Raw genomic sequence first — 16,285 nt, forward strand, 5'->3', positions numbered from 1 at the left:
ATATATGGTGTTCCCTGCAGCTGGTTCGGCCGCCCATCCAGGGTCGGCCGAGGCAAGAGGGAATCCGGTGCGGACGTGCTCGCGTGCCCGGCGCGCGAGCCTCGCCAATTCCGGAACTGCCCCGCAGCGGTGATTGGGAACGACCGCTGTCACATGCACTGGATCCATCCGGCCCGGGCCGGGGACGGTCCGGGAAGCGACAGCCAGTAGGAAACACGGCGTCCGCCGTGCCGCCCATGAGTCCGAAGACCTGCCAGCGCGCCGCGCACGACCACGTGTGCGCGGCTGGTCCGAGGCCGCGCGGGACGGCTGACGGCTCCGGCGCCGCCTTCAGGGCGTATGTGCCGGTATGCCACCCTGCGCGCCGATCGGGCCACCGGTCAGAGGGTCGCGAGGGGAGAGCTGTGACGGTCATAGAGGGTGTTTCATCAGGGGTTGCCGGTGCCGAGACGCCGCACCGGGTTCAGATGCGGGTGCGCAAGCGCAACGGTTCCACCGAGCCGGTCGACGTCAACAAGATCGTTCGAGCGGTCGAGCACTGGGCCGGGGACCTGAACGACGTCGACCCGCTGCGGGTGGCGACGAAGACGATCAGTGGGTTGTACGACGGTGCGACCACCGACGAGCTGGACCGGCTGTCGATCCAGACCGCCGCCGAGATGATCGGTGAGGAGCCGCAGTACTCCCGGCTGGCCGCCCGGCTGCTGTCGGGATACATCGAGAAGGAGGTCCGCGGCCAGGGCGTCGCCTCCTTCAGCCAGGCGATCCGGCTCGGCCACGCGGAAGGGCTCATAGGAGACGCGACCGCCGAGTTCGTCGCGGCCAACGCCCGCAAACTCGACGACGCCGTCGATCCCCGGGGTGACCTGCGGTTCGAGTACTTCGGCCTTCGGACGGTGTACGACCGCTACCTGCTGCGGCACCCGGTCACCCGGCTGGTGGTGGAGACCCCGCAACATTGGCTGCTCCGGGTGGCCTGCGGGTTGGCCCACAATCCCGCGGAGGCGATCGAGCTCTACCGGCTGATGTCGTCGCTGGCCTATCTGCCCAGCTCACCGACCCTGTTCAACTCCGGGACGCGGCACAGCCAGATGTCCTCGTGCTACCTCGTCGACTCTCCGCGCGACGAACTCGGGTCGATCTACGAGCGGTACGCGCAGGTCGCACATCTGTCGAAGTTCGCCGGCGGGATCGGCATCTCCTGGTCGAGGGTGCGCTCCCGGGGCGCGCTGATCCGCGGCACCAACGGCCAGTCCAACGGCATCGTCCCCTTCCTGCGCACGCTCGACTCGTCGGTCGCGGCGGTCAACCAGGGTGGCAGGCGCAAGGGCGCCGCCTGCGTCTACCTGGAGCCGTGGCACCCGGACATCGAGGAGTTCCTCGAACTGCGGGACAACACGGGCGAAGACGCCCGGCGCACGCACAACCTCAACCTGGCCAACTGGATCCCCGACGAGTTCATGCGCCGGGTCGAGGCCGACGGGATCTGGTCGCTGTTCGACCCCGACGAGGTCCCCGAACTGCCCGACCTGTGGGGGGAGGAGTTCGACGCGGTCTACCGCACGGCCGAGGAGCAGGGCCGCTACGTCCGCCAGGTCCAGGCCCGCGACCTGTACGGCAAGATGATGCGCACCCTGGCCCAGACCGGCAACGGGTGGATGACCTTCAAGGACGCGTCGAACCGGCTGTGCAACCAGACCGCGGAACCGGGCGACGTGGTCCACCTGTCCAACCTGTGCACGGAGATCATCGAGGTTTCCAGCGACACCGAGACGGCCGTGTGCAACCTCGGCTCGATCAACCTGGCGGCGCACATGGCCGGCGGCGGGATGGACTGGGAACGGCTGCGCGCCACGGTGGGCACCGCCGTGACGTTCCTCGACCGCGTGATCGACATCAACTACTACCCGAGCGAGCAGGCGGCGGCGAGCAACCCCCGCTGGCGCCCGGTCGGGCTCGGCGTCATGGGCCTGCAGGACGTCTTCTTCGCGCTGCGCCTGCCGTTCGACTCGCCCGCCGCGAAGGAGTTGTCGACGCGCGTCGCGGAGGAGATCTACCTGACCGCGCTCGAGACCTCGGCCGATCTGGCCGAGCGGTTCGGCGCCCACCCGGCCTACGACCGGACCCGGGTGTCCAGGGGCGACCTGCAGCCCGACCTGTGGGGCGTGACCGTGACGCAGACCGAACGCTGGGGAGCGCTGCGCGAGCGGATCGCCGCCCACGGAGTGCGCAACTCCCTGCTGATCGCGATCGCCCCGACCGCCACCATCGCCTCGATCGCCGGGTGCTATGAGTGCATCGAGCCGCAGGTCTCCAACCTGTTCAAGCGCGAGACGCTCAGCGGCGAGTTCCTCCAGATCAACACCGCGCTCGTGGGCGAGCTCAAGGCCCGCGGCCTGTGGACCCAGGAGATCAGGGACGCGATCAAGCGGGCGGAGGGCTCGGTGCAGGGCATCGAGGCGCTCCCCGTCGAGCTGCGCGAGCTGTTCCGCACCGCGTGGGAGCTGCCCCAGCGGGCGCTGATCGACCTGGCCGCCGCGCGGGCGCCGTACATCGACCAGAGCCAGTCGCTCAACCTGTTCATGAGCGCGCCGAACATCGGCAAGCTCAGCTCGATGTACCTCCACGCGTGGAAGTCGGGTCTGAAGACGACCTACTACCTGCGCTCGCGTCCCGCGACCCGGATCCAGCAGGCCACGGTGGCCGTGGCCAGGCCCGCGATCCCCGTGGACGAGGCCGTCGCCTGTTCGCTGGAGAACCCCGAGTCCTGCGAGGCCTGCCAGTGACCCGCGTGCACTCCGACCCCGACGAGAAGAAAGACACCCCGATGTTGCTCGACCCCGGCATGGACCTGACGTTGCGGCCCATGCGCTACCCGCACTTCTTCGAGCGCTTCCGCGACGCGATCAAGAACACCTGGACGGTCGAAGAGGTCGACCTGCACTCCGACCTCAAGGACCTCGCCCGGCTGTCGTCGGCGGAACGGCATCTGATCAGCCGGTTGGTCGCCTTCTTCGCCACCGGCGACACGATCGTGGCCAACAACCTGGTGCTCAACCTCTACCAGCACGTCAACTCGCCGGAGGGGCGGCTCTACCTGTCGCGCCAGCTGTTCGAGGAGGCCGTGCACGTCCAGTTCTATCTGAACCTGCTGGACACCTACGTGCCCGACGAGCGGGAGCGCTTCGCGGCCTTCGACGCGATCGAGAACATCCCCTCCATCCGGCGCAAGGCCGAATTCTGCTTCCGCTGGATCGACTCGGTCTTCAACCTGCGCGAGCTGCGGACGCGTGACGACAGGCGGGCGTTCCTGCTCAACCTGATCTGCTTCGCGGCCTGCATCGAGGGCCTGTTCTTCTACGGCGCCTTCGCCTACGTGTACTTCCTGCGGTCGCGCGGACTGCTCAACGGCCTCGCCTCCGGTACCAACTGGGTGTTCCGCGACGAGTCGATGCACATGGCCTTCGCCTTCGACGTGGTCGAGACCGTACGGCGCGAGGAGCCGGACCTGTTCGACGACGACATGCGGCGCCAGGTCAGCGAGATGCTCGCCGAGGCGGTCGACTGCGAGGTCCAGTTCGCCGAGGACCTGCTCGGGCAGGGCGTGTCCGGCCTGTCGCCGACGGACATGCGCGCCTACCTGGAGCACGTGGCCGACCGGCGGCTCGCGCAGCTCGACATCCCGCCGCTGTACGGGTCGAAGAACCCGTTCGCCTTCATGGAGCTACAGGACGTCCAGGAGTTGTCGAACTTCTTCGAACGGCGGGTCTCGGCCTACCAGGTCGGGGTGACCGGCACGGTCAGCTTCGACGACGATTTCTGAGGGCTCGCGGCGACCTCCTCCGCGTCGCGCGGGAAGGCCACCACCGCCGGAGGCACCCGGTAGAGCGAGGCGTCGGAGGAGTACTCCGCGCGGCGTCTCGACGTGGCGTCGACGTCGCGCACACCGGCCCGGCGCAGCGCCGCGGCCAGTTCCGCCGGCTTCAGGATCCCCCCTCCCCGGCGCTCCCGTGCGTGTGCGTGTGGCGGGGAGCGTGGACGGGGGTCTGGTCGCCCGCGCGCAGCGGCGCGTTCTCGTAGCGGCCCTCGTGGGCGATGATCGGGCGCCGGTCCCCCACCAGCTCGGGGTGGCGTTCCTCCAGGTCACGGCGGGCCTCGGCGGTCCGCCGCAGGTGGGTGACGTACTCGCGGTCGCCGCCGTAAGTGCCCCGCCAGGTCTGCGGCATCATCTCGGCGCGCGGAGGCGTGCCGGCGGAGCCGCCGACGCCGAACCTGCTGGGGACCTTGCCGGTGGCCGCGCCGCATTGCGGGCAGTCCGGCAGAGGGGCGGCGAAGGACTGGATGACCTCGAAACGATGGCCGCCGCCACAGCGCAGCTCGTATATCGCCATTGCCGTCACCTCACCACAGTGCGATCGATCGGGTCAGGATCCCCGCCACGTCGTCCTCGCCGACCGGCAGAGGGGCGGTGGCGAGCAGGCGCTGCTGTTTCATCGCGCCCTCCACGAGTGCGGGCACGTCGGCCTCCGTGTAGCCCACGCCGCCGATGCCGTTCGGGATGCCGATGTCCCGCATCAGGTTAATCAGCACCCCCGGAAGGAGTTCCGCGAGGTCGTCGGGCTTGGCCGCCGCCGGGTCGAGCAGCTCGGCGGCGCGCAGGTGCCGCTCCGGCTCGGCCTCGAAGGTGAACCGGAAGGCCTCGGGGGCGGTCAGCGCGACGGCCATCCCGTGCGGCACCATCGGCTCGTCGGCCGGATAGCCGTCCGGGTGGAAGTCCTTGACGCGTCCCGCGATGGGATAGGCGTTGGCGTGCGGGATGTGCACACCCGCGTTGCCGAAGCCGAGGCCGGCGAAAGTGGCCGCCAGCGCCATGTCCCCCCGGGCCGCCGCGTCGTCCCCGTGGCGTACGGCCCTGCGGAAGGAGCTGGCGAGCAGGCGCAGCGCACGCTCGGACCACATGTCGGCGACGGGGTTCGAGCCGCAGTACGGCACCCGCTCCTCCGGGCGCTTGTGCTCGAAGGAGGTGTACGGCCTGGCGGTGTAGCTCTCCAGCGCGTGGCAGAGGATGTCCATCCCCGCCGCCGCGGTCACTCCTGGGGGCTGGGTCAGCGTGAGGTCGGGGTCGACGACCGCGAGGACGGGGCGGAGCCGTACGTGGCTGATCCCTGTCTTGACCTCCTGCTCCAGCACGTCGAGCACGCAGATCGTGGTGCTCTCCGAGCCCGTGCCCGTGGTCGTGGGCACCGCCACCAGCGGCTTGAGCGGCTGTGACGGGGCCCGGCCGCCTCCGACCGGCGCGTTGACGTAGTCCATCAGCTCGCCGGGGTTGGTCGTGAGGAGGTTGACGGCCTTGGCCGTGTCGATGCTCGACCCTCCCCCGACGGCGACGAAGGCGTCCCAGGGGCCGGACGCGCGGGCGTTCTCGATGGCGGCGGCCAGGCTCTCGTCCGTCGGCTCGACGTGCGCGCCGTCGTAGACGTGCGCCTCCATGCCGTAGCCGGCGAGCTGGTCGGCGACCCGCTGGGGCCCGCCGGTGGCCGCGACGCGGGGATCGGTGACCACGAGGACCCGGCGGACGCCGTACTGGGCGAGGTCGAAGCCGATCTCCGCCGACGCGCCGGGGCCGAACTTGAGCGCGGGGGCGCCGTAGGTGAATACGGACTCGGGGTTGCTGGGAGCGTCGTACACGGTCGCCTCCCCTCAGCTGTAGAAGCCGTCAGGAGCCGTGCGCATGGCGCGGAGCTGCTCCGCGTCATGGCCGAAGATCACATCGGCCTCCGACCTCTCCGCGATCGAGCGGATCTTCTCGACGGAGGCGTACCAGGCGCTGAGATCGTTGACAATGGCCGCCGGGGTGGCGGGAGGGCCGTAGGAGTCGCCCATGTAGACCGCGTCCGAAGTGAAGATCATGGTGCCGGACTCCGGCAGGTCGACCCGCATGGCCATGGTCCCCGGGGTGTGCCCGGGGGCCTCGATGAGCGTCACCCCGGGAAGGATCTCGGTGTCGCCGGAGACCGTCTCGAAGTCGAGGCCCTCGTAGTCGGACTTCAGATGCGCTCCGTTGAACGCGCCCTCGTAACCGAAGGCGAACTCCTTCTCCTTGTCGTTGCAGACCAGGCGGGCCCCGGTGCCCGCGAACGTCCGGACGTTGCCCGCGTGGTCGAAGTGCAGGTGCGAGAGCACCACGTAGTCGAGGTTCTCGGGGCTCACGCCGAGCCGGCCGAGGTTGGCGTCGAGGTACTGCTCGTCGGAGACCTGGTCGTAGGGGAAGAACTCCTGGAGGCCGGTGGGGACCCAGCGGGTCTCCCAGTCGCGGGGGCAGCTGGTGTCCCACAGGAGGGTGCCCTCGTCGGTCTCCACGAGGACGGCGTGCGTCGTGCAGGGATACCACTCGACCGGCTTGTCGCGCTCGGCTCTGGGTCTGATGGAACGGCCCGGCTTCAGCAGCAGCCAGGACAGGTCGCAGCTCATCGCTCCGCAGTCGAGGACATGCACCTTCATGACCGCTCCTCCGCTTCGCATTGTTACCAGCAGATTTCCGAATCTGGCATGTAGCATGCTGCATGTCAACGATTGAGCACGGCGGCGTTCGGGGGTAGGGTCCCCCACACGGGTCGAGTTCCGGAAGGTGCCAAGTGCTAGCGGTCGACGGCGCGTCCAGCCTCACAGAGCAGGTCATCGAGTCCGTCCGCGAGGCCATCCACTCCGGTGAGCTGCGTCCCGGCGAGCTCTACTCCGTCTATCAGCTCGCCGCGCAGCTCAACGTGTCACGCACCCCGGTCCGCGAGGCGATGCTCCGGCTGGCCGAGGCCGGCATGGTGCGGTTCGAGCGCAGCCGCGGCTTCCGCGTGCTCAGGCGCGACCCCAGGGAGATCGCCGAGGTCTTCCACCTCCGCCTGCTGCTGGAGGTGCCGGCCGCCCGCATCGCGGCGGGCCGGGCCGAGCCCGCGCTGATCGAGGCCATGCGCGGCGAGCTCGACGCCATGCGCGCCGCCGCCGCCGACCATGACGAGCCCCGCTTCATGCGGCACGACTGCGCGTTCCACGAGCTTCTGCTCGCCGCGGGCGCCAACCGCAAGCTCGTCAGCATGGTCGGCAACCTGCGTGACGCGACGATGACGCTGGGGGCGTCCACCGTCGACCGCTCCAGGACACTCGCCGACATCGCCGCCGAGCACGAGCCCATCCTCGCCGCGGTGGAAGCCGCCGACGCCGACGCCACCGCCCGGGCCATGCGCTCCCACATCGCCCACATGGGCGAGTTGCTGCTCGCCCAGGTCGCCGCCGAGAACGGCGTCGCCGCAGCCCCCGAGGACGTCGATCTGATCCACAGCGCGTGATCCCGCCTCCCGGTGAGCACGGCTAGGCGCCCAGCAGGTCGCGGACCCTGGCCGCGTACGCCCGGGGGTGGGTCAGGTTGCCGTTGTGGCCGCCGGGGAACTCCTGGGCCTCGACCCCGAGCAGGGCGGCGAGCTCGACCGCGCAGCGGTGGTCGAAGACCGTCCGCGGCGTGGCCCGGCCGACCGCCGGGATGATCCGGATCGGCGAGCCCGCCAGCGCGGCGACCTCCAGCGTGTCCCGGGCGACGGCGGCGAAGTCGTTCTCGACGAAGAACGCGAAGTTCGCCTTCCTGCGGTCGTCCATCGGAAACCGGGTGACGCCCGGCTCGGTCTCCTGGGCGACAGGATCGATGCCGAGGATGCGCGCGACCTCGGCGAACGTCGCCGCCAACCCCTCCCGCCGGTAGAGGTCCCGCAGCTCGAGGAGCTCCTGCTCCTGCCGCACCCGCAGTTCACCGGGCAGCAGCCGGGGGGCGACCGGCTCATGGGCGATCAGGGTGTGCAACAGCCCAGGATGTCCGATCGCGACGTGAAGGCCGAGGACGGCCCCGAAGCTGCAGCCGAGCATGGAGGCGGGCTCGTCGGTCACCTCAGCCAGCAGGCGCCGTACATCGTCGGCGTGCTCCGCCACGGTGGCGCCCGCGGCGGGGTCGTCGAGAGTGCTGCGGGACAGGCCGCGGCGGTCGTAGGTCACCACCGTGTAGTCCGCCACCAGATGGTCGACCAGGTCGCGGCTGCGCCCCGCGTCCCCCTCGCCGCTCTGCGAGATGAGCAGCACCGGCCCGCTGCCACGGACCTCGTAGTAGAGCTTCGCACCGGGCACGCGCACCATTTCTGCGGTGTTCATGAGCAATTCCTTCCGATCAGATGCATCACTCTTGATGCATCTATTTAGATGTATCATGAACGCATGAACGGTGTCGAGCTCTTCCTCCTCGGACGGACCCTGATGAAGATCGGCGAGGAGGCCATGCCGGCGGAGGGCATCGGCCCGCAGACCACCGGCGTCCGAACCGTCCTGGTGGTGGTGACCGACCTGCGTGAGCATCCGGAGACGTCGGTCGGCGAGATCGCCGCCCGCACCGGCCTTCCGCAGAGCGCCGTGTCGGGGGCCGTCGCCAGGCTCAAGGAGGCGGGCTCCATCGTGACGGAGACGGATCCGCGAGACCGCCGCCGCGTCCTGATCCGGCACGCGCCGGAGGTCTCCGCCCGGCTCGCGCACGTGCGCGCCTCGTCGATCGAGGGGGCGATCGCCTCGGCGGCCGGGACCGACGATCCCGAGCAGGTCGCCGAGATCGTCGCCATGCTCCAGGCGCTCGCTCGGCGGTTGTCCCCCGGAGACACTCCCGCGCATCGGTGAAATCACCAGTTGTCATCCGAGAAACGAACCCGAACGACATTTCCCTTTTAGGGATGACATGTGCGCGTAACACTGGGGAGCGTGTCTCGCGCCCCCCGGACTGTTCAGGCACCGGTGCTGCGCGGCCGTCACGACGAGCAGGAGTCGCTGAGGCGGTTGCTCGCCGGGGCCCGCACCGGATCGGGCGGGGCGACGCTCCTGCTCGGTGCGGCCGGGATGGGCAAGACCACGCTGCTCGACCTCGTCGCGGCGGAGGCGCACGACTTCACCGTGCTGAGGGTCTGTGGCGTGGAGCCGGAGGCACAGGTCGCGTTCTCCGGTCTGCACGGCCTGTTGCGGCCTGTCACGGCGGCGCTCGCGGCGCTGCCACCCGTCCGCGCCGCCATCCTGCAGCGGGTGATCGAGCTGGGTGTGGCCGACGCCGGGCTCGCGCTGCCGGCGGCGGTGCTCGACCTGCTCTCTGCCGTCGCGGCCGGAAGACCGGTGCTCGTCTGCGTCGACGACGTGCACCATCTCGACGCGGCCAGCCGCGACGTGCTCTTCTTCGCCGCCCGCCGCGTGTCCGGGGAACGCGTCGCGCTGGTCTTCACCGCGGACGACCGGTACTGCGGCCCGGGCGGCGTCCCTTCCCGTGTGCTGGCCCCTCTCGACGGGACCGCGATCCGGGAACTGGCCGACGAGCTCGCACCCGTACGGCTCGGCGACGACCTGCGGGCATCGCTGGAACGGATCGCCCGGGGCAACCCGCTCGCCCTCAGTGAGCTCGTCGGCTCGCTCACACCAGAACAACTGGCGGGCACGGCCGCGCCGCCGGGATCGTTGCCTCCCGCCGGGCGGTTGTGGCGTGCCCACGCCGGCAGGCTGGCGGGCCTGCCCTCCGACACCCGTGACCTCCTGCTCCTCATGGCGGCCGATCCGGACCTGGACACGGCGACACTGCTTCGCGCCACCGGTCCGAGATGCCCCCTCGTCGGCCTCGAACCGGCGGAGAGCGCGAACATCGTCCAGGCGGTCGACGACCGCTACGTCTTCAGCGAGCCCGCCATGCGCGCGGTGGTCTACGACGGAGCCTCGGCCGCCCGCAGGCGTGCGGCGCACCGCGTGCTGGCGAACCTCCTCGACCCCGGCCACCAGCGCCTGCGCCGCGCCTGGCACCGTGCGGCGGCGCTCGACGGCCCTGCGGAGGAGCTGGGCGACGAACTCGCCGCCGCGGCCGAGGCGGCCCGCCGCCAGGACGGCCATCCCGAGCCGTTCCTCGCGTTCGAACGCGCCGCCGAGCTGACCGAGCACGGTGACGTCAGGTCGGCACGGCTGGCCTCGGCCGCCCGTCACGCGTCGATCGCGGGCCTGCCCCAGCACGCCAGGTCGCTGCTCGCCCGGCTGCGCTCGCTGACGATCAGCGAGGAGACGCGGGGCCGGGCGGAGCTGCTCCACGGCAGCCTGGAGTTGCTCGCGGGAGAGACCGCGAGCGCCCACGACAAGTTCCTGGCCGCGGCCGGATGGCTCCTCGACCGCGACCGCGCGCTGGGCATCCGCGCGCTCGTGCGCGCCGCCGAGGCGAGCTACTTCGCCGGGGACAACCAGCGGTTCATCGCCATCGCCCGCCAGGCCGCCGCCGTGCGCCGTTCCGACGACTCGCCGGCCACGCAGCTCATGTTCGAGTATCTGGCCGGCCTGGCGGCGACCTTCAAGGGACGGCACACCGAGGCCGCCGGACCACTGCGCCGGGTGTTGCGGCTCGCCTCCACCGTGCGGAATCCGGCGATGCCGGTCTGGGCGGGCGTCGCGAGCCTCCTGCTCGGCGAGGACGGGCACGCCCACATGCTCGCCACGAGAGCCGTGGAGGTCGCGCGCAACCGGGGGAACGACTCGGCGCTGCCGCACCTGCTGGAGTCGGTCATCCAGGCCGAGATCTGGATGGGCCGCTACGACTCCGTCGCCGCCAACGCCATGGAGGGGCTCCGCCTGGCCCAGGAGACCGGACGGCTGAACGCCGCCGGCCACCACCTGGCGTGGCTCGCCCTCACCGCGGCCGTCCAGGGTGACGAGGAGACCTGCAGGATCCGGGCCCAGGCGGCCTTCGAGCTCGCCGACGCCCACGGGCTCGGCGTCGCCGCCGCCCTGGGCAACTGGGCCCTGGCCCACCTCGACCTCGCCGCGGGCCGCGTGGCCGACGCCGCCGCCCGCCTGGGGGCCGAACGCAGGAACAACCACGTCGTCGTGCGGGTCATGGCGACCCCCACCTTCATCGAGGCGGCGGCGCGTACGGGTGACCGGGAACAGGCCAGGGCGGCTCTACGGGTGCTCGACCGCTGGGCGGACAGCACACGCAGCCCCGACCGGCTCGCCCTGGCGATGCGCTGTCACGCTCTCCTCGCCGGCCCCGGCGAGGCGGAGCGGCTCTTCCACGACGCCCTGGACCTGCACCAGCAGGGCTCCTGCGAGTTCGAGACCGCCCGCACGCGCCTGCTGTTCGGCGGCACCCTGCGCAGGAGCCGGCGGCCGACCGCCGCCAGGAAGCACCTGCACGACGCGCTCGAGACGTTCGAACGGCTCGGCGCCCGCCAGTGGGCCGAACAGGCGGAGGGCGAGTTGCGCGCGGCGGGCCAGACCGTCCGGCCCGCCCTCGCGCAGAAGACCGACCAGCTGACGGCCCAGCAACTCCAGATCGCCCGGCTCGTGGCGGAGGGTGCGACCAACCGCGAGGTCGCGGCCCGCCTCTATCTCAGCCCGCGCACCGTCGAACATCACCTCAGGAACATCTTCGCCAAGCTCGGCATCCGCTCCCGCGTCGAACTGGTCCGGCTGCTGTCATGACCGGTGCCGCCACACCGGGTCATCTCACCGTGTCGTGACGAGGCACGTGATTTCGCCGATGCCCGGGTGACACGGCGGCCGAACAATTGCGACGGTCAGCAGTCATCGGGAACCCCCACCCGGCGCGAGCCGTCCACTCCACGGAACCGGACGGCCGCCTGCGTGGCTCCCCATCTACCGCAGGGAGCACAAGCGACGTGCAGCCACGGATGATCCCCTCCCGTTCCGTCCATCCCGTCACCCCCTCCCCGGCTCGGCGCTCCCGCGCCGCCCGGCTGGTCGCCGCCGTCGGCCTGGCGCTCGCCATGGTCGCGGGCGGAGCCGCCTTCGGCGCCCCCGCCCAGGCCGCGGCCAATCCGTACGAGCGCGGCCCCGCTCCCACCAACGCGAGCATCGAGGCCACGCGCGGTCCGTTCGCGACCGCGCAGACGTCGGTCTCCTCACTCGTCTCCGGGTTCGGCGGCGGCATCATCTACTACCCGACCGACACCAGCCAGGGAACCTTCGGGGCGATCGCGATCTCCCCGGGCTACACCGCGTCCTGGTCGAGCCTCAGCTGGCTCGGCCCCCGCCTCGCCTCCCAGGGCTTCGTGGTCATCGGCATCGAGACCAACTCCGTCTTCGACCAGCCGGACAGCCGTGGGCGGCAACTGCTGGCCGCGCTCGACTACCTCGTCCAGTCCAGCTCGGTGCGCAGCAGGATCGACTCGAGCAGGCTCGCCGTGGCGGGCCACTCGATGGGCGGCGGCGGCACGCTCGAGGCCGCGAACTCCCGGCCGTCACTGCAGGCGGCCATTCCGCTCGCGCCGTGGAACCTGACCAAGAGCTGGTCGGGGATCCGCGTACCGACGATGATCATCGGCGGCGAGTCCGACAGCGTCGCCCCGGTGTCCTCGCACTCGGAGCCGTTCTACAACAGCATCCCGGCGTCGTCGGAGAAGGCGTACATGGAGCTCAACAACGCCTCGCACTTCTTCCCGCAGACGTCGAACACCACGATGGCCAAGTACATGATCTCGTGGATGAAGCGCTTCATCGACAACGACACCCGCTATGACCAGTTCCTCTGCCCGGCGCCGAGGAGCACCGCGATCCAGGAGTACCGCGACACCTGCCCCCACGCCTAGAGATCCTCCGCGACCGGCACCTGCCGGCGGGCCGCCCGCCCGCGCAGGTGCCGGCCCGCCAGGGGGTCAGGAGCCCCAGACGTACCCGGTCACCCTGACCACCCGGGCCACGACCACCGTCACGTCGTCCTTCGGGCCATGGCGGTAGGCCAGCCGCAGCAGGACCTCCGCGCACGCCTGCGGGGCGGCGTGGAAGTACCGGCCGACGACGGCCTGGATCTCGGGAAACGACAACACGCCGGTCAGGCCGTTGGAGGCGAGCACCACCAGGGCGCCCGGCCGCACGGCCGTGCTCTCCACGTCGCCGGTCACCTGGTCGGCCGCGCCGACGGCCCGGACGATCGGGTCCAGCCCCACGGAGTGCGGGGTCGTCAGCATCTCTCCCTCGTCGGGCGAGGTGAACAGGAAGATGCTCCCGCTGCCGACGTGCGCGGAGACCAGAGCCCACGCGCCGGCGATCTCGGCCAGGAGCACCACGTCGAGGGACGTCGCCATCCCGGCCAGTTCGGGGGCCTCCTCGCCCTTCCCACGCAGGGTGGCGTTGGCGAACTCCAGGCTGTCGCGGAGCGCCTGCAACGGATCGAGCGAGTTCCCCGCCTGGTCGGCCACGACCGCCCCGAGAGCGAGGGCCGACGCCCAGCGACTCTCGGTCGCCCGGGTGATCCCGTCGGCCATCGCGATCAACTGCTCCTGGATGAGGTAGCCGTCCGCGTTGTCACCCTGGTTCCCCGCGTTCGTACGGCCGGCCGCGTCGAACTTCACCAGGGGAACCGGCCGCGGGTCCCCGCCGGGCCGCGAGCGCAGGGCCCGGCGCCCGACCGCGTCGGGGCTACGCCGGGGGACACCGTCGTCCAATGCCGGGCGCGGAGGGGCCACCAGCGGGGCCAGCGGCAGGCCGGACCAGTCGTGGGCCCCCGCCGTCCCGTCGCCGCCGTTCTGGTCCCCGTTCTGGTCCCCGTTCTGGTCCCCGTTCTGGTCCCCGTTCAGGTGGCCTTCGTCCGGGCCGTCGCCGCCCTGGCCGTGCACCTCCCGGGCATCGTCCACGTCGCTTTCATCTGGGCCGTTTTCGTCCGGGTCGTCTTCATCCTGGGCGGTCTCATCCGCGGCGTCGCCGCCCTCGCCCGTCGCCACTGCTCCTGCCGGGCGTGCCCCCGCGGTGCCGCCCGGCAGGGTCTCGTCCCCACCCGCACCCAGTCGGCCACGCGGCGGGGTCCACCGCTCCATGCCGCGCACGTACTGGACGCCCCTGTTCTCGCTGGCCGCGAACGCGATGATCCCGCAGATCACGAGACCCGCCACGACAGCCGAGGCCGCAAGCGTGACAATCACTCAGCCCGCCCCGGGGTGTCGCCGAAGATCTCGCTACCTCTTTCTCCAGAAGGTCCGTCCGCCGGCCGTACGGCGTACGCAGCTCACCCAGGATCAGGCCTGACGGCCGTGCCCGCATGAGGTCTAGCCCCTAATCGGCCCGAAAAGGGCCGAAAGGGCATTGTGATCTTAAAAACGGCTCCAGCGGAAGGCCCCGTCACTCCTCACCGGCGATCAGCCCACCGATTCGGGTCTCCCACAGGCGGTGGGGATTGCGGTGCCGCTCGGTGAAGTACATCGCGAGCAGGAGGCGCTCCGCCGTCGACGCCCGCGCAACGTGGATCTTCACCAGGACGTTGGCGAGGTGGCTTTCCAGCGTCTTCGGCGAGATGTGCAACTCGGCCGCCACGGCCGACCTGCTGTACCCGTCGGCCAGCATCGCCAGAATCTGAATCTGCCGCTCGGTCAGCCTCTCGATCAGGCGAGGCCGTTCCATGGAGCCGATCGGGACGACGTGCCGGGGGTCCAGCCGTTCCAGCGGCGTCGCGCGGCAGGCGGCGATGATCGCGCTCCGCTCCGCGGCGAAGCGGGCCGGGGACAGCCCCGCGCGCTCGCTCGCGACATCGGGACGCGTGCCGTACGTGAGTTCCGTGAGCAGCGCCGTCTGCGGGCCCGACCAGGCGAGCGCGCCCGAAGCCGCGGCGTCCAGGAGCGCGGACGCGAGTTGCGGCGAAAGGTGGGCCTCACCTTCGCCCGCGTGCACGAGCGCAGTGGCCACGCTGTCCGGATGTCCCGCCGCCCTCGGCAACACGCTCAGGGCGCCCATGGCGAGCGCCCGGACCTGGATCTGCCAGTCGACGCGGTCGGTCCAGACGACCGTGGGGTGCCGGGTCAGCACCTCGCCGACGGCGTCCTCCTGGTGGCCGTCGACCGTCATGTCGAGCAGGCACACGTCGAATTCGGCTGTGGACGCGGACAACGACGGGATGTCGTGGGCCTTGAGCACGACCTCGAACCGGGCGTCCGCGTCCAGCGTCTCGACGATCGCGTCGCGCATCGCGGCATGCGCGTCCACCACGGCCACGGCGAGGGGATCGCTCATCTCGCCTCCTCCGCGACGGCGGCCAGCGGGAACTCGATGATCACCTTGGTGTCCCCCGGGATGGAAGGCAAGGTAAGGTCACCGCCCAGCGACTGGAGGCGGGCCTTGATCGCGTTGAGGCTGCCCAGGACCGGCTTGTCCGGGAACCCCGGCCCATGATCGGTGACCGCGACGGCGGCCCTGCCTCCTCGTATGTCGGCACGGACGTAGGTGTGGTCCGTACGGGCGTGGTCGGTGACGTTCAGCAGGACCGCCCGCAGGGCCTCCGCGAAGATGAGCTGCACCCGTTCCGGCACGGTCGCGGCGTACTCCCGGAAGTTCTCCGAGATGACGGGCTCGGCGATCAGGCGCCTGTCACGGGCGTCGAGGATCTCCCTGTGCAGGATGCGCAGCAGGGACGTGCGGTCGGCGGCCATCCCCGTGTCGAAGAACACGCGCAGGCGGGCGTAGTCGGCCCGCAGCATCTGGCGGAGCTCGTCGAACTCGCCGACGCGGGCACAGTCGTGGGCCGTGACCTTGAGCAGGGTGTTGCCCCAATGGTTGTACAGCTCCGAGGCGAGCTGGAGATAGGCCCGTTCCTCGGCCGCCCGGCGGCTCAGGTCGGCCAGATCCGCAGCCGTGCGCCGCAGGTAGGCGGCCCCCCGCTCGATCACCGTGGCGAGCACCACGAAACCGCTGGCCGCGATGATGGTCGCGGACTCCAGCGCCTCGGCCGGCACCCCGAGAAGGACGACCCCGAGATAGAGGGCGGTGATGGAGGCGGTCCCCGCGACGAGGATCCGGAGGTTGCGGGACAGCGCCGCGCCGCTGATCTGGTCGGTCGTCCAGAAGACCAGCGGGGCGAGCGCCTCCGGCCGATCCGCCGCCGGAGCGCCGAGCCCCGCGATCACCAGCATCAGGACGCCGCTGCCGAGGTCGACGCCCGCCGTCAGACCTCCGCCGTACTCTCTCCTGCGGATGATCCGGGCGAACAGCCACACCGTCTCGCCGCCGCCGATGACCAGGACCGCGGCGCCGGCCACCGGGTCGAGCCGATGAAGCATGTCGACGGCGGTGCCGGCCATCTGGAAGACGTGAAGCAGGCGGAACAACAGGAAGATGCGGGCGAGGGACCATTCCATCCGCTCGCGCGCGGACCGGTATCGCTCGGCGCGGTAGTACCCGGCCAGGTCCCCCGATCTCGCCACGCCAGACCGAAGCCGCACCCCATCCCCTCTCCGCGCGTCAGGTC

At 71.0% G+C, this 16,285-nt stretch carries 13 protein-coding genes and 1 riboswitch; of the genes, 6 read left to right on the plus strand and 7 right to left on the minus strand.

Features of this window, described 5'->3' with window-relative positions; translation table 11 throughout:
* The first annotated feature begins 4 nt into the window (after positions 1–4).
* A riboswitch (cobalamin riboswitch) is annotated at positions 5–272 on the plus strand.
* A gap of 195 nt (positions 273–467) precedes the next feature.
* Entirely contained in the window at positions 468–2,786 is a 2,319-nt protein-coding gene (locus Pmi06nite_RS20925) for a ribonucleoside-diphosphate reductase subunit alpha (protein WP_203954736.1), read from the plus strand.
* The gene (locus tag Pmi06nite_RS20930) at positions 2,783–3,823 is read left to right on the plus strand and encodes a ribonucleotide-diphosphate reductase subunit beta (RefSeq protein ID WP_239114069.1); all 1,041 of its coding nucleotides are present in this window, start codon (positions 2,783–2,785) and stop codon (positions 3,821–3,823) included. The genes Pmi06nite_RS20925 and Pmi06nite_RS20930 overlap by 4 nt, the downstream gene beginning before the upstream one ends.
* A 160-nt stretch (positions 3,824–3,983) precedes the next feature.
* Here Pmi06nite_RS20930 and Pmi06nite_RS20935 read toward each other — a convergent pair whose 3' ends face one another.
* The 3 genes from Pmi06nite_RS20935 to Pmi06nite_RS20945 are packed head-to-tail and all read right to left on the minus strand — an operon-like array spanning position 3,984 to position 6,501.
* Entirely contained in the window at positions 3,984–4,391 is a 408-nt protein-coding gene (locus tag Pmi06nite_RS20935; RefSeq protein ID WP_203954737.1) for an FmdB family zinc ribbon protein, read from the minus strand.
* Between the two features lie 10 nt (positions 4,392–4,401).
* Positions 4,402–5,688, minus strand: a complete 1,287-nt coding sequence (locus Pmi06nite_RS20940) for a hydroxyacid-oxoacid transhydrogenase (protein ID WP_203954738.1) — start codon at positions 5,686–5,688, stop codon at positions 4,402–4,404.
* Positions 5,689–5,700: 12 nt separating this feature from the next.
* Complete coding sequence (locus Pmi06nite_RS20945) at positions 5,701–6,501, minus strand: N-acyl homoserine lactonase family protein (protein ID WP_203954739.1); 801 nt, start codon at positions 6,499–6,501, stop codon at positions 5,701–5,703.
* Positions 6,502–6,635: 134 nt separating this feature from the next.
* Between Pmi06nite_RS20945 and Pmi06nite_RS20950 the strand changes: the two genes are divergently transcribed.
* Positions 6,636–7,340, plus strand: coding sequence for a GntR family transcriptional regulator (locus Pmi06nite_RS20950; protein WP_203954740.1), 705 nt, complete (start codon positions 6,636–6,638; stop codon positions 7,338–7,340).
* Positions 7,341–7,362: 22 nt separating this feature from the next.
* On the opposite strand, the gene Pmi06nite_RS20955 is transcribed toward Pmi06nite_RS20950, so the two are convergent.
* Positions 7,363–8,187 (minus strand): alpha/beta fold hydrolase, encoded by an 825-nt coding sequence (locus Pmi06nite_RS20955; RefSeq protein ID WP_203954741.1) that lies wholly within the window; start codon positions 8,185–8,187, stop codon positions 7,363–7,365.
* A 63-nt stretch (positions 8,188–8,250) separates the two neighbouring features.
* On the opposite strand from Pmi06nite_RS20955, the gene Pmi06nite_RS20960 reads away from it, so the two are divergent.
* The 3 genes from Pmi06nite_RS20960 to Pmi06nite_RS20970 all read left to right on the plus strand — a co-directional run bounded on the left by Pmi06nite_RS20960 (position 8,251) and on the right by Pmi06nite_RS20970 (position 12,644).
* A complete protein-coding gene (locus Pmi06nite_RS20960; RefSeq protein ID WP_203954742.1) occupies positions 8,251–8,700 on the plus strand; it encodes a MarR family winged helix-turn-helix transcriptional regulator in 450 nt (149 codons plus the stop codon).
* Between the two features lie 81 nt (positions 8,701–8,781).
* The gene (locus tag Pmi06nite_RS20965; protein ID WP_203954743.1) at positions 8,782–11,517 is read left to right on the plus strand and encodes a helix-turn-helix transcriptional regulator; all 2,736 of its coding nucleotides are present in this window, start codon (positions 8,782–8,784) and stop codon (positions 11,515–11,517) included.
* A 305-nt stretch (positions 11,518–11,822) separates the two neighbouring features.
* Positions 11,823–12,644 carry an alpha/beta hydrolase family protein gene (locus Pmi06nite_RS20970; RefSeq protein ID WP_239114078.1) on the plus strand — a complete coding sequence of 274 codons (822 nt, stop codon included), beginning with the start codon at positions 11,823–11,825 and terminating at the stop codon, positions 12,642–12,644.
* A 66-nt stretch (positions 12,645–12,710) separates the two neighbouring features.
* Here the strand turns inward: Pmi06nite_RS20970 and Pmi06nite_RS20975 are convergent, their stop codons facing one another.
* From Pmi06nite_RS20975 to Pmi06nite_RS20985, 3 genes are all read right to left on the minus strand, one after another.
* Positions 12,711–13,973, minus strand: coding sequence for a SpoIIE family protein phosphatase (locus Pmi06nite_RS20975; RefSeq protein ID WP_203954744.1), 1,263 nt, complete (start codon positions 13,971–13,973; stop codon positions 12,711–12,713).
* A gap of 196 nt (positions 13,974–14,169) precedes the next feature.
* Entirely contained in the window at positions 14,170–15,054 is an 885-nt protein-coding gene (locus Pmi06nite_RS20980; RefSeq protein WP_203954745.1) for a helix-turn-helix transcriptional regulator, read from the minus strand.
* Entirely contained in the window at positions 15,051–16,259 is a 1,209-nt protein-coding gene (locus Pmi06nite_RS20985) for a hypothetical protein (protein WP_203954746.1), read from the minus strand. The genes Pmi06nite_RS20980 and Pmi06nite_RS20985 overlap by 4 nt, the downstream gene beginning before the upstream one ends.
* Positions 16,260–16,285: the final 26 nt, after the last annotated feature.

The organism is Planotetraspora mira (assembly GCF_016863275.1).
In the GTDB taxonomy this organism is placed as follows: domain Bacteria; phylum Actinomycetota; class Actinomycetes; order Streptosporangiales; family Streptosporangiaceae; genus Planotetraspora; species Planotetraspora mira.